Raw genomic sequence first — 13,271 nt, forward strand, 5'->3', positions numbered from 1 at the left:
GTCGGATCCCGATCGCGCCACCCGGTTCCATCGCCCACGACATGATTCTGAACTGGGCTAGGGAACAACAGCACTGACTTTTCACCACAAACAACAAGGGGGATTTGTGATTAATCTGCAGGACCTCGATGAAGACCAGCGTGTTGCCGCCACCGCACCCCGGGGACCGGTGTGCATCCTGGCCGGTGCCGGAACTGGTAAAACCCGCACCATCACCTACCGCATCGCACACCTGATCGACCAGGGTTTTGTCAGCCCCAACCGTGTACTTGCGGTGACCTTCACCTCCCGTGCGGCAGGGGAGATGCGCCACCGACTCAGCCTCATGGGCATCGGTGGAGTCCAGGCACGTACTTTCCACGCCGCAGCCCGCAAACAACTGATCTACTTCTGGCCCCAGGTGGCAGGCAACCTGCCCTGGAAACTGCTGGATAATAAGTTCCCGCTGGTGGGGCGGGCGGTGCGTGGCGCACGCATGGAATCACAGACAGAAAAAGTCCGTGACATCCTCGGCGAGATTGAATGGGCCAAAGCCTCCCTGATCACCCCGGAGCAGTACCCGGAGAAACTCGGCAACCGCACCCCACCGGCACCCGCGGAGAAGGTCGCAGAGGTCTATGCCCGTTATGAGCGTATGAAATCCACGGAGGAGGGCATGCTGCTGGACTTTGATGACCTTTTACTCCACACCGCCGGAGCCCTGGAGAATTCCCCCGCGGTTTCCGAGGAATTCCGCGACCAGTACCGCAGCTTCGTCGTCGATGAGTACCAGGATGTCACCCCGCTGCAACAGCGGGTGCTGGAAGCCTGGATGGGCGATCGCGATGATTTGACCGTGGTCGGCGATGCCAATCAGACCATCTACTCCTTCACCGGTGCCACCCCGAGTTATCTGCTCAACTTCTCACGCACCTATGACAACGCCACGGTGGTCAAACTTCAGCGTGACTACCGTTCCACACCCCAGGTGACCACCCTGGCCAACACCGTCATCGGTCAGGCCCGGGGACGGGTGGCCGGTACCCGCCTGGAATTGGAGGGCATGCGCGCACCGGGTCCGGAACCGGAGTACACCCCCTACGATGATGAGCCGACTGAGGCACGTGAGGTGGCAGGCAAGATCCTCACCCTGCTGGACAAGGGTGTGCCGGCATCGGAGATCGCTGTGCTCTACCGCATCAATGCCCAGTCAGCGGTATTTGAACAGGCTTTATCTGATGCCGGGATCATGTACCAAGTCCGTGGTGGGGAAGGGTTCTTCACCCGCAGTGAGATCCGCCAGGCACTGACCCAGTTGGTGCGGGCGTCGCAACGCGATGTGGATGACACAGACCTGGTGCGGCTGGTTCGCCGCACCCTGGTGCCCCTGGGACTGAGCACCGAGGAACCAGAAGGTGCCCAGGAGCGTGAACGCTGGCAGTCACTCAACGCCCTGGTTGACCTGGTGGAGGAGCTGATCAAGGCCACCCCTGACCTGGATTTCCCCGGGCTGCTGCGCAAACTCCATGAACGACAGGAGTCCAAACACCCACCAACCGTGGAAGGGGTCACCCTGGCGTCCCTCCACGCTGCCAAGGGGCTGGAATGGGATGCTGTGTTCCTGGTTGGTCTGGTGGACTCCACCCTGCCCATCAGCCACGCCATCAAAGCAGGCGATGAGGCCATCGAGGAGGAACGACGCCTGTTCTATGTTGGTGTCACCCGTGCTCGTGAACACCTCCACTGCTCCTGGGCACTATCCAGGCAGGAAGGTGGCCGCAAGTCCCGTAAACGCACCCGCTTCTTAGACGGCATTGTCTTTGACATGGCCAGCGAATCCGGTGCCCCACGTGCCAACCGTCCCCGCAACTGCCGATCCTGCGGTAACCCACTGGACACACCTGCCGAACGGGTCGTGGGCAGATGCGGTGCCTGTCCACCAGAAGCCGATGAACAGGTCTATGAGCAGCTACGCACCTGGCGTAATGACACAGCACGACGGGAAAGCGTGCCCGCCTATGTGGTGTTCTCCAACGCAACCCTCATGGCGATCGCCGAGATGATGCCCGCTGATGAGAATGAACTACTCAATGTCCCAGGCATCGGTCCGATGAAGATTGAGAAATATGGTGAGCAGATCCTGAACATCCTGGCGAGCTGACCTGAACTTCTTGTTCAGAGGCTAATCGATGGTGAAGTTACCGCAGCGGGGTTGACCCAACGGCAGTGAAGCATCGGAGGGGAACCAGCAGCTATCGGGGGAAAAGGACATGGTCAGCTGCTGTCCTTCAAGATCAAAGCCGGTTGAGTCGGATTGATAGGGGCTTAATTCCCCCAGTTTGACCAGCGTGGTTTCCTGTTCGATTGGTTCGGTGCTGCCGCTACCTGATTTCTGAGCAGAGAACGAGGTGGGGGAGTTCAGGACCAGAAGTGCGAAACGATGGGTGTCATCCTCACCATTGGGGGTGCGATCGAATCCCTGATGGCGTGAGAGCTCAGGGGCAGTCATCACCTGGACCGTGCCGGTGACGGTGTTGTTTTCGGACTCAGCTTCTAGATTCGGGGCCGCGTGGTTGTTTGACACTCCAGGTCTGACACCGCCGGCGACACCAAAAACATCCATTCCCGCAAGGGTTGGTTCCATGGTGTCAAGAGGGGCCCTGTCAGTGAGAGGATGGAAGGTGAAGGGAATCATGCGACCAGATGGTGCCGTGAGGTTGTCTTCCAGTTCTTCACCTGTGGGCAGAATCCGGTCGCCGTCGAGAGCAAAGGCCTTCACCGCCATCTCTGGGCTTAAGGAGCGCCATTCTGCCTGGTAGATCCGATCACCTGCTGGGGCGGCATATACGCTGACCCGATAACCACCAGCCCCGGCAGCACCGGAGAGCAGGGTGTCATCGGAGGAGGTGATCTCACCAGATTCGGTTGCACTGAAGATCCTGACCGGATTCAGATAATCAGCGGACCCTGCCCGGAGGATGAGCTCAGGGATACCATCACCGGTCATATCCGCCAGGGCGTAGTCATATTCACCGTTGAGGGGATAATCAGCGCCGGTGGTGAAGGAATACTGTTGTGGGGCATCAAGAACCCGTGCATAGGCGTCCCTGACCCGGTTGCCGGGTTCAGCAGTATCCTGTGCTTCTGGTGCAGCAGCTGCCACAGGCTGAGTACTGGTGATGGTGAGCGTGGAGGTTGGTGGCGTATCGCCGGTGGAACTGTCGGAGCATCCAACCAGTGCCAGGGTGGTCAGGAGTGATAATGCGACCGTGGAACAGATGCGGGCTGAAACCATGAGAATCGCCGAACTCACCTTCTGTGATTGAGCTGTGAATAATGTTCACAGATTACAGGACAAGGCCTGTTCTCACCCGGGATTCAAGGCGGTGAAACAGATGGGGCAGCCTGGGTGAACACTGATTTTCCCAAGCGCTGAGGTGCCAACATAGGGGTTGATCTCCTCCACCTCCCCGGCCTGCCAGGTGTCGGTATGCAACAAAGCAGCCAAACGTGCTGCGGTGGCCGCCTCAGTGATGGGATCCGGGTGGGTCGGTCCATTGGGCTGCTGAGTGACCAGGGCATGCCAGTGCGGATCGACATCCGTGCGGTGGAGATCAATACACATCATGCAGGGACCCCGGTGAGATCTGCGCCCCGGCCCGATCAACCCACGATTATCGATGAGTGCCGCGGTCAGATAGGTGGAAACACGGTGCGCGAGCAACCCCGCCAGATCACCCGGATGCGCAAGACGGTTGAGCACCACCACATGGCGTGCCGGGCGGGTGAGGAACACTCGGGGTTTATCGCCCCGCAAGGCAATACGGGGCACCAGGCCGGTGGCGGCGATGAGGGAGGCGGTGGCGTCGAGAAGCGTCCCACGCCCCCACAACAACACCTCGCCCGGTGTGGTTTCCCGCAGAACCCCGAAGGCGAGCAGGTCTTCGATCAAGCTGGTGGCGGCCAGGGGCCGAAGCCCCGCGGCCACCAGCTTTTTTGCGAGCACCTCCACCGCGTGTCCGCCATCCCTCAATCCGAGGAGCACCGGCACAATTCTGGAGGCCAGCTCCGTGGAATCCATTTCCAGTACGCCTGCCCGGGTAGCGTCCACCCCGAATTGGATGGCAGGCCCCGGACGGATGAGAATCTGGGTTGATGGTGAAAGAACTACATGAGTCATGGAAAATCCCCCGATGTTTCCACACACACTCCCCGTTGACACCATTTCACCACAGATACAATCATCTGTCATGCAGGAGATTGAGGTGATCCGTTCCGCGAAACGGACCAGGACGGTGCAGGCCAGGATCATTGATGGGAAAGTGGTGGTCCGGATCCCCGCCCGGATGAGCAAAACGGAAGAGGAGAAAGCCGTGGCGGAGATAGTGGCCAAGCTGAAAAAGCGTACCACCTCATCCGCCGTCAGCGATGCAGCGCTGATGGAGCGTGCACACCGGTTGAATGAGACTGTGTTGGAAGGTCGAGCACGGGTGGTTAGTGTCCGGTGGGTGAGCAATCAGAATTCCCGATGGGGATCCTGCACCGTGGATACAGCCGATATCCGGATCTCCGACCGGTTGAGGCATGTGCCCGACTATGTGTTGGATTCAGTGCTGGTGCATGAGCTCACGCACACCTTCATCCCGGATCATTCCGCACTGTTTTGGGAGTGGGCAGAAAAAGTGCCCCTGGCCGAAAGGGCCAGGGGCTATCTTGAGGCGTATCAGCGCTGGGGCTAACTAGTGGGGGCTAGTTGCCCTTGTCCGGGGTGTCATCATCGCCGTCTTCGTTGTCCTTCTTCTCTGCTTCCTCAGCGAGGAACTGCTCGAGTTTATTGATCTCAGCGATCGGGTCGAAGTCGTTGGAGCCGCCGTCATCGAGGAGTCCGTCGATGAACTGGGCGGGGTTGTCCACGTCCTCGGCAATCGGCAGGAAGTCGGGATGATCCCAGACTGCGTCGCGACGCTCAACACCGACTGCGACCTCGATGCGACGCCACAGCTCGGTGGCCTCAGCAACCTTGGGTGCGTTGAACTCGATGCCGACAACCTTGGCAAAGGCCTGCTCGGCGGAACCACCGGAGGCACGGCGGCGTCGCCACGCTTCGTTGATGGCGTTGGTGGATGGGATGCGATCGGACATCGCCTGGGTGACCACCAGGTCAACCCAGCCTTCAACCAGTGCGAGCAGGGTTTCCAGGCGGGAGACCGCGGCGGCGTTGCGGGAGCTGATGCGTGGGGAGAGATCCATGCCCTGCAGCTCGCTCATCATCTCCTGCAGACGCTGTGGGTCCGGGTTGTCCATCTGGAACTGGCCCATGGCGTCCTGGATGTGGGAGGTGTCGATCTCCAGACCTGCGGCATATTCCTCCACAGAGGACACCAGACGCTCCACCAGCCATGGCACATGCTTGAACAGTCGCTGGCGGGCTGCTTCACGGGAACAGATGTAGACGAGCATCTCCTGCGCCGGAACATTGAGACCCTTGGAGGCCTCCGCCAGGTTGGCCGGCAGAACAGCAGCCACACCAGCTGGGGCGACAGGCAGGCCGAAATCTGAACCGGACAGCGTCTGCTTGGCCAGGTCGCCCAGGGCGTTACCCAGCTGCATACCGAAGTTCATGGAGGACATCTGGTTCATCATCGAGGACATCGGACCCATCATCTCCTTGGCTTCCTCAGGGAGATTTTCCAGCTGTGCCTGATTCATGTGCTCCGCGACAGGGGAGACCAGACGCTTCCACATCGGCAGGGTGTTATCCAGCCAGGCTTCGGCATTCCACGCCTCGGCGCGGTGACCGGAGGTGGGCAGCTGGGTGGCGTCATCCAACCAGAGTTCAGCAAGACGGAGCGACTCAGCGACAGCATCTCTATCGGACTGCTTGAGTTCAGGGACACGGCCGATCTGCTGGCGGGCGATACGGGCAGCCAGCTCATAGTTGACCGGGCCACCAGCCTCGGGGCTGTTCATAGAATCGCCCATGCCTGAGAGCATCTGGCCGAACTGGTTGAGGATATCGCCTAAACCGCCACCGCCTAAACCACCGCCGAATCCACCGGCACCGCCGCCGAAGAAACCGAAAGGATCGTTATTGTTACGGTTCCTGTCGTTGTCATCGTCGTCGTTATTCGGGAAATTGAAACCGAAGCCATTGGAATTCATACTTACCAATCTACAAGGCACCCAAACCCAAATGCCATGATCCGGGCAACGCTCTAAGCGAACACAGGTTGTAGGGTGGATAGCCGTGAACCGCAGAATCAAGACCCTAACCTGGGGAGCCATCCCCTTGGTCGCTCTGGCATCACTTGTCAGCATCGACCACATCCCCGGCACCGACATCAGTTTGACCGTTCCTTATGCCGCCGAAGGCCCCGGTCCCACCTTCAACACGCTCGGTGAGGTCGATGGTGTGGAGGTCATTGAGATCACCGGCGCGGACACCGATGAAGTGGAGGGCAACCTCAACATGACCACAGTGTCCGTGCGTACCGGAATGACACTGTCCCAGGCACTCACCCGGTGGCTGTTCACCGATGACACCATCGTGCCCATTGAGCAGATCTTCCCACCAGGTCAGAGCATGGAGGAAGTACAGCAGTCCAACAGCAGGGCATTCACTGCATCCGAGGCAGCTGCGACGATCTCCGCGATGAATTTCCTCAACCTACCGGTGGAAATCGAAGTGGTGGAAGTGGTCGAGGACAGTGCGGCTTTCGAAAACTTTGACGCAGGTGACACCCTGACTGCGGTCAACGGCACCCCGGTGACCACCCCCGGCCAGGTACAGGAGATGATCCGCAACATGGCCCCCGGTGATGAGGTGAACATCGATTATCTGCGCGGTGGGGAAGAGGAAACCGCAACGGTTGTCCTGGGTAAGCACCCACAGGATCCGCAGGTGCCACTGTTGGGGATCTCTATGACCTCTGTACCTACCTCTGACACCGAGGTGTCCTACAACTTGAAAGATATCGGTGGCCCGAGTGCCGGACTGATGTTCTCCCTGGCTGTGGTGGACAAACTGTCTCCCGGACCGCTCAACGGCGGCAAGTTCGTGGCCGGCAGTGGCACGATTTCTGAAGATGGTTCTGTGGGCCCGATCGGGGGCATCGCCCACAAGGTGCGTGCTGCGGAGGAGGCGGGGGCAGAGATCTTCCTCGCACCCACGGATAACTGCGCTGAGGCGCTGACCGCTGACCGCGGGGATATGACAATTCTCAAGGTGGATACCCTGGAACATGCCATTGAGCAGATGGATGCCTTCAACTTCGGTGGAGACTTTGAAACCTGTAGTTAGTCTTTGCTTTAGTCTTTGCTGATGCTGGTTTCCACCGTGGAGGTCGGCGAGGGTTCCCAGCCCTCCGGTGGTTCCACCAGACGCAGCTCATAAATACGTTCCTCAGGATCAATCCGGTCCGAGGACACCATCTGCTGCAGCACCAGACCCTCATCATTATCCACCACGGTGATGATGGACATTGTGCCCATCGTGGTCCAACCCACGATGCGGGAACCGGTGTCCTCCACCACCCGTGAGCTGCGCAGCTCAGTCAGCAGCTGGGTGGTGGACGCCGCCTTGGCGTTGTTGGCGAAGAACTGGAACTGCCCCACCTCCGCACCGGTGCAGGCGGAGGAATTCTCCACCCCATTGGGATCACAGGTATCAAACTGCTCAAACAAGGTCCGCGGCGCCAGAGTCTGGAAGACCTCGTAGATCTCTTCGATGTCCTTGGACAGTTTCTCTGCCTTCTGCGTGCTTGTCGACGTCTCGTCCGCCCCGGTGGCCGTTGGCTCAGCCGAGCCAGCGGTCGTGCTGGGAGTCACCTGGGCGGTGGCATCCGTGGTTGCAGTGGTAGACGAGGTGGCTGTGGTCGGCGCAGCGCTGACCGAGCTGGTGCTGGAGGCTGTTGTCGAAGCCGGGGCGGTGGGATCCGGGCCCTGTTCCTCTGTGGAAGAACAGGCAGCAAGGACAGGGATGAGCGCCACAAGTCCCGTTGCAACGCGGATGCGGGTGTGTGGGGTGGACGCCACTATCAGGTTCTCCTTGATGTCTGCTGCCTGTGTGAAGGGTTAACTTGTTTAATTCTAGCCAACCCAGATGAAACTGAAGCCTTTAGAACTCTTCTGGATCAGCTTCCAGGGTGTATCGCAGTGCCGCGATCACACCCGGGGCCACACCTGGTCCACCACGCAACTCAATCTCATCCTCAGCGAAGGGACCACGTTCTTCGATCTCCTCTTCTGTGGGACGCAGCTGCAGCAGAGTCAGCTCCGCCTCACCGCGCAGCACACCGGAGAACAACCGTGCCGGACGTGCTTCAGAACCGGGGACAGCGGAATCTGTGAACATGATCTCCTGGGCGAGCACCGCACCGGCAATCTGCGCTGGCCAGGCCAAACGGGAGACATAGTCACCTAAGGCCTCAGAACCGGGAAGCAGATTATCAGGCAGATTGTCCTGAACAACCAGGGTCAGGGGAGAATCCTCGATGTCAGCATCAATAGTGTCCACGAGCATCTCAGTGGGAACCAGAGCAAACAGGGTGGGGCCCTGATCCCAGCCTTCAGCGTGAATGAAGTCCACTGCCTCCAACATCGCCTTGTTGAGTGCCTGCGGGCTGTATACAGCTTCGTTCATTATTTTTCCTTAATAAAACAGCTCGTTGGTCTTTGTTTGTGATTAAACCGTAGAGTAGGGGAGAAACGAAGAAAATCGCATTCACATAAGGATATTGTCTTGGCGACTGGTCTCACACCCCCACCCCAACCCATTAAACGGCCACCAAAAATAGTGACGTGGCTCTTCGGAATCATCGCACTGCTGGTGTTGATCACACCGCTGGTGCTCGGAGTTTATACAGACTGGCTGTGGTTCGGTGAAGTGGACTTCCGTGGCGTATTCAGCACGGTCATCGTCACCCGAATCATCCTGTTCATAGTTTTCGCACTCCTCGCGGGTGCCATCACATGGCTGGCAGGCTACTTCACCATCAAACTGCGACCGGATGAACTGTCCGCGTTCGATGCTGAATCCCCGGTGTATCAATACCGTCAGATGATTGAGAACAGCCTCCGTCGCATTCTCATCGTCATCCCCGTATTCATCGGCCTGATCGCAGGTCTTGTCGGACAGCGCTCCTGGCGTACCGTCCAGCTCTTCCTCAACCGCCAGTCCTTCGGCGTGGAAGACCAGCAGTTCAGCATGGATTATGGCTTCTATGCCTTCTCCCTGCCAATGCTCCGTCTGATCACGGGTTCCCTCTCCACGCTCCTCGTGGTGGTCTTCATCATCGCGCTTGTCGGCCACTACCTCCTGGGTGGTATCCGTCCCGGGAACCAGATGACCGGCCAGAAGGCCTTCATCTCCCGTGGTGCTCGTGCTCAGCTCGCCATCACCGCTGGCCTGTGGATGATCATCCGCGTCATCGGCTACTGGCTGGATCGTTATGATCTGCTGACCAATGAAAACCAGACCTTCACCGGTGCGGGTTACACCGATATCAACGCGCAGCTTCCTGCGAAGATCATCCTCATGGTCATCGCCGCGATCGTGGCGGTGGCATTCTTCTCCGCAATATTCCTCAAGGATCTCCGCATCCCGGGATTGGCTGTTGTGCTCTTGGTGCTCAGCTCCATCGTCGTCGGTGCCGCCTGGCCACTGATGCTCGAGCGTTTCTCCGTTCAGCCAAACCGTGCTGAAAAGGAATCCGAGTACATTTCGCGGAACATTGAGTCCACCAGGTTCGCCTATGGCATCACCGATGAGGAAGTCACCTACGTTGAGAACTGGGGTGCCGGTGGTGCAAGCAACGCTGAAGTGGCCTCCGATGAGGCGACCATCTCCAATATCCGCCTCCTGGACCCACAGATCCTTTCTCCAACCTTCACCCAGCAGCAGCAGCTGAGGAACTTCTACGGTTTCCCAGAGCAGCTGGCCATGGACCGCTACATGGTCGACGGTGAACTCCGCGACTTCGTCGTGGCCGCCCGTGAACTTGATCCCAACTCTCTGCAGCAGAACCAGCAGGACTGGATCAACCGCCACACCGTGTACACCCACGGCAACGGATTCATCGCAGCACAGGCCAACCAGGTTGATGAGGTTGCCCGTGACGTTGGATCCACCCGTGGTGGCTACCCCGTTTACACCGTGTCTGACCTGCAGTCCAACGCCCGTGCCGCGGAAAGTGAAACCGCTGAAGAACTGGGCATCAAGGTTGATCAGCCACGTGTCTACTACGGTCCACTGATCGCCTCCGCTGCTGATGGTGCTGACTACGCCATCGTCGGTGACACCGGCGATGGCCCAGTTGAATATGACACCGATTCCACCAGCTACACCTATGAAGGTGAAGGCGGAATTGATATCGGCAACATATTCAACCGTGCAGCTTTCGCCCTGCGTTACCAGGAGATGAACATGATCCTCTCAGATCGTGTCGGATCCGAATCCAAGATCCTTTTCGAACGTGACCCACGCACCCGTGTGGAAAAGGTCGCCCCATGGCTGACCACCGACTCCAAGTCCTACCCAACGGTTATCGACGGCCGCATCAAGTGGATCGTGGATGGTTACACCACCCTGAGCAGTCTTCCTTACTCCACCCGCACCTCCCTTGATGAGGCAACCACAGACTCCGTGGTGGTGGATGAATTCCAGCAGAACCTCAGCAGAGAGAACGTCGGTTATATCCGTAATTCCGTCAAGGCTGTTGTCGATGCTTATGACGGCACCGTCGATCTCTACGAGTTCGATACCGAGGACCCGGTTCTCAAGGCATGGCGCGGAGTATTCCCAGACGTGGTCCAGCCTGAGTCTGAGATCTCCGATGAACTGCGCAATCACCTGCGTTACCCGGAGGACCTCTTCAAAGTCCAGCGTGACATGCTTGCCCGCTACCACGTCGAAGACTCCGGAACCTTCTTCACCAACGATGCCTTCTGGTCCGTCCCCAACGATCCGACTGCACCTGAAGGCCGCCAGGAACTGAAGCAGCCTCCCTACTACGTTGTTGCTGCTGACCCGGAAACCGGCGATGCAAGCTTCCAGCTGATCACCCCATTCCGTGGACTCCAGCGTGAGTTCCTATCCGCACACATGACTGCTTCCTCTGACCCGGAGACCTACGGACAGATCACCGTCCGTGTTCTGCCAACCGGCGCTGTCACCCAGGGGCCGAAGCAGGCACAGGATGCCATGATGTCCTCTGACCAGGTCGCCCAGGACCAGACCCTCTGGCGTGGATCCAACGATCTGCACAACGGTAACCTGCTGACCCTTCCTGTCGGTGGTGGCGAGATCCTCTATGTTGAGCCGATCTACTCCAAGCGTAAGGACCAGGAATCGGCCTTCCCGAAGCTCCTGCGTGTCCTAGTCTTCTACAAGGGACAGGTTGGTTACGCACCAACCATCGCTGAAGCACTGTCACAGGCGGGTATCGACCCGGCAGCAGCCCAGGATATTGAGGTCGTCGAAGATGACGGAAGCACCACTGTCCCTGAGGTGGAAAGTCCAGAAGATGAAGGGGAAGCCCCAACAGAAGGCGACACCCCGACACCACCTGCAGGCTCTGGAGCTGAAGGCATCGACGCCATCAATGAAGCACTCCGCAACCTGGAAACCGCACGCAACGGCTCCTTCGAGGAATACGGACGCGCACTTGACGCACTTGACCGTGCAGTCGAGAGCTTCCAGGGAGCTGGCACCGGAGAGTAAAATCTTCCGCTAGCTCACTAACATGTGGCCCCCAGCAGGTACTGGAAACAGTATTCAGCTGGGGGCCACAGTCATCTTAAGGAAGCGCCATGAACAGGGGATTTGGTCATATCTGAGAGTCTCTGTATAGTAATTCAACGTTGCCAAGAACAAGGGATGAACTTCCCAGTGCTTGTCGGCAAGGTGAAATTTAAGTAGCACCGCGTCGCGGGGTGGAGCAGCTCGGTAGCTCGCTGGGCTCATAACCCAGAGGTCGTAGGTTCGAATCCTGCCCCCGCTACTAATAAGAAAAATCCTCCAGAACTTCGGTTCTGGAGGATTTTTCTATTCCCCAAAGTATGGCTTGGGTTTTTAGAGGGATAAAATTCCCTGGATGATGCTGTATCCGACTCCCACACTGCTTCCGATAATTGGAAGGTGGGAGTAGAAGTTGAAGAAGGTGTCGAGGTAATGCACGAGAGGGCCCCTTTCCTTGAGCCGAAGAAATTAGGACTGTGAGCTACCAGCGAATACTGAGCTCAGGGTGGGGAGGTCGGTCATGCTGGACAAGCCGAAGAACTGGGCAGCTTGATCAACGAAGGGCGCCAACAAGACGGTGCCGAGGACAACCTCGATCCACATGGGGAAGCTCATGAACGCATTTGCGAAGGTTTCAGCGGTCTGATTAAAAGCGGTGAGATCCATTAATTATGAAGTCCGTTCAGGATGCAGGGGTGCAGGATCCAACAGGGGTGTTGGAGGGGGATTCTAGTGGGAAAATTTTCCCAACAAATATTCCCTCACGAATGTTAGCAGTAGATCTTCTTTTCCGGGGTGGGAATGTGGCTGCCGGGATGATCGCTTAGGGTGCTGTGGGCAACCACTCCTCAGGCGGAGGGAAGCGATAATTGGGTTTTCCCGAATATCCGTGTACAGTGATTCCTTGTAGCCAGAGAGCATCGCTTGCTGGTTAAGGTGATTTAAGTAGCACCGCGTCGCGGGGTGGAGCAGCTCGGTAGCTCGCTGGGCTCATAACCCAGAGGTCGTAGGTTCGAATCCTGCCCCCGCTACTAATGAGAAATCCTCCTCAACTTCGGTTGAGGAGGATTTCTGCTTTTCCCAGGCTTTGACAGCCTTGAACATGGGAGAGATTTGGCGGGTGGGGTTAGTCACATGTGGGCCCTGTAGCCCTCATTCACCTTTAAGCACAGGCCTGATCGGATTATCAGACCAGAGTCCCCAGGGATGACCGTATTCCGGCATCAGGGTGAGTTTCTTCCTGGTTTGATTCTCCTGGATGTGATGCGCTCTTGAAACCCGAGTTGGAAAAATCAGAGCGGTTTTCTTTTGATGATGGTGTCCGGATCCTCGGGGTCATTCGGGGCGACGTCAGTGAACCATTCGGTGAGGGCTGGATCTTCACTATTAAAATCAGCACCTGCTCCTTCATCCCCCTCCACCTGGGTAACACCGAAGACGAAGTCATCGCCGTGTTCATCGATACCCTGTTGCACACCCTTGCGGATGGCTGCCAGCGCGTAGGCGCGACGGATCATCATGGGATCATTGCGCAGATCGATGGCCCAGGCGATCA

General features: G+C 58.1%; 10 protein-coding genes, 2 tRNA genes and 1 pseudogene. 6 read left to right on the top strand and 7 right to left on the bottom strand.

The features are described from left to right. The first annotated feature begins 106 nt into the window (after nucleotides 1–106). Nucleotides 107–2,140 (top strand): ATP-dependent DNA helicase UvrD2, encoded by a 2,034-nt coding sequence (locus tag Q0M74_RS09215; protein ID WP_293953659.1) that lies wholly within the window; start codon nucleotides 107–109, stop codon nucleotides 2,138–2,140. Nucleotides 2,141–2,161: 21 nt separating this feature from the next. On the opposite strand, the gene Q0M74_RS09220 is transcribed toward Q0M74_RS09215, so the two are convergent. After that, the gene (locus tag Q0M74_RS09220) at nucleotides 2,162–3,292 is read right to left on the bottom strand and encodes a hypothetical protein (protein WP_293953661.1); all 1,131 of its coding nucleotides are present in this window, start codon (nucleotides 3,290–3,292) and stop codon (nucleotides 2,162–2,164) included. A gap of 54 nt (nucleotides 3,293–3,346) precedes the next feature. Next, nucleotides 3,347–4,159: a hypothetical protein gene (locus Q0M74_RS09225; RefSeq protein ID WP_293953663.1), complete on the bottom strand. Its 813-nt coding sequence runs from the start codon at nucleotides 4,157–4,159 to the stop codon at nucleotides 3,347–3,349. Nucleotides 4,160–4,229: 70 nt separating this feature from the next. Here Q0M74_RS09225 and Q0M74_RS09230 point away from each other — a divergent pair, with 70 nt between their 5' ends. After that, nucleotides 4,230–4,718 carry a M48 family metallopeptidase gene (locus Q0M74_RS09230; protein ID WP_293953665.1) on the top strand — a complete coding sequence of 163 codons (489 nt, stop codon included), beginning with the start codon at nucleotides 4,230–4,232 and terminating at the stop codon, nucleotides 4,716–4,718. A 10-nt stretch (nucleotides 4,719–4,728) separates the two neighbouring features. Here the strand turns inward: Q0M74_RS09230 and Q0M74_RS09235 are convergent, their stop codons facing one another. Then, nucleotides 4,729–6,141 (bottom strand): zinc-dependent metalloprotease, encoded by a 1,413-nt coding sequence (locus Q0M74_RS09235; protein ID WP_293953667.1) that lies wholly within the window; start codon nucleotides 6,139–6,141, stop codon nucleotides 4,729–4,731. Nucleotides 6,142–6,226: 85 nt separating this feature from the next. Between Q0M74_RS09235 and Q0M74_RS09240 the strand changes: the two genes are divergently transcribed. Then, nucleotides 6,227–7,279, top strand: coding sequence for a PDZ domain-containing protein (locus tag Q0M74_RS09240; RefSeq protein WP_293953669.1), 1,053 nt, complete (start codon nucleotides 6,227–6,229; stop codon nucleotides 7,277–7,279). Between the two features lie 8 nt (nucleotides 7,280–7,287). Here Q0M74_RS09240 and Q0M74_RS09245 read toward each other — a convergent pair whose 3' ends face one another. Both Q0M74_RS09245 and Q0M74_RS09250 read right to left on the bottom strand, forming a co-directional pair. Then, the gene (locus tag Q0M74_RS09245) at nucleotides 7,288–8,013 is read right to left on the bottom strand and encodes a hypothetical protein (RefSeq protein WP_293953671.1); all 726 of its coding nucleotides are present in this window, start codon (nucleotides 8,011–8,013) and stop codon (nucleotides 7,288–7,290) included. An 82-nt stretch (nucleotides 8,014–8,095) separates the two neighbouring features. Beyond that, complete coding sequence (locus tag Q0M74_RS09250; protein ID WP_293953673.1) at nucleotides 8,096–8,620, bottom strand: PPA1309 family protein; 525 nt, start codon at nucleotides 8,618–8,620, stop codon at nucleotides 8,096–8,098. Nucleotides 8,621–8,719: 99 nt separating this feature from the next. Here Q0M74_RS09250 and Q0M74_RS09255 point away from each other — a divergent pair, with 99 nt between their 5' ends. Beyond that, complete coding sequence (locus tag Q0M74_RS09255; RefSeq protein WP_293953676.1) at nucleotides 8,720–11,698, top strand: UPF0182 family protein; 2,979 nt, start codon at nucleotides 8,720–8,722, stop codon at nucleotides 11,696–11,698. A 206-nt stretch (nucleotides 11,699–11,904) separates the two neighbouring features. Further along, a tRNA-Met gene (locus tag Q0M74_RS09260) sits at nucleotides 11,905–11,978 on the top strand. A gap of 206 nt (nucleotides 11,979–12,184) precedes the next feature. Here the strand turns inward: Q0M74_RS09260 and Q0M74_RS09265 are convergent. Then, nucleotides 12,185–12,331: a hypothetical protein gene (locus tag Q0M74_RS09265; RefSeq protein ID WP_293953678.1), complete on the bottom strand. Its 147-nt coding sequence runs from the start codon at nucleotides 12,329–12,331 to the stop codon at nucleotides 12,185–12,187. Between the two features lie 342 nt (nucleotides 12,332–12,673). Here Q0M74_RS09265 and Q0M74_RS09270 point away from each other — a divergent pair. Then, a tRNA-Met gene (locus Q0M74_RS09270) sits at nucleotides 12,674–12,747 on the top strand. Between the two features lie 261 nt (nucleotides 12,748–13,008). Here the strand turns inward: Q0M74_RS09270 and Q0M74_RS09275 are convergent. Next, nucleotides 13,009–13,271: pseudogene (locus tag Q0M74_RS09275) on the bottom strand (hypothetical protein); the annotation flags it as partial.

The sequence above is a fragment of the uncultured Corynebacterium sp. genome (assembly GCF_945649885.1).
In the GTDB taxonomy this organism is placed as follows: domain Bacteria; phylum Actinomycetota; class Actinomycetes; order Mycobacteriales; family Mycobacteriaceae; genus Corynebacterium.

What these genes read in the sequence shown, in the direction of transcription:
- Q0M74_RS09225 (WP_293953663.1), bottom strand. Translation starts at nt 4,159, where the DNA reads ATGACTCATGTAGTTCTTTCACCATCAACCCAGATTCTCATCCGTCCG.
- Q0M74_RS09230 (WP_293953665.1), top strand. Translation starts at nt 4,230, where the DNA reads ATGCAGGAGATTGAGGTGATCCGTTCCGCGAAACGGACCAGGACGGTG.
- Q0M74_RS09235 (WP_293953667.1), bottom strand. Translation starts at nt 6,141, where the DNA reads ATGAATTCCAATGGCTTCGGTTTCAATTTCCCGAATAACGACGACGAT.
- Q0M74_RS09250 (WP_293953673.1), bottom strand. Translation starts at nt 8,620, where the DNA reads ATGAACGAAGCTGTATACAGCCCGCAGGCACTCAACAAGGCGATGTTG.
- Q0M74_RS09265 (WP_293953678.1), bottom strand. Translation starts at nt 12,331, where the DNA reads ATGAGCTTCCCCATGTGGATCGAGGTTGTCCTCGGCACCGTCTTGTTG.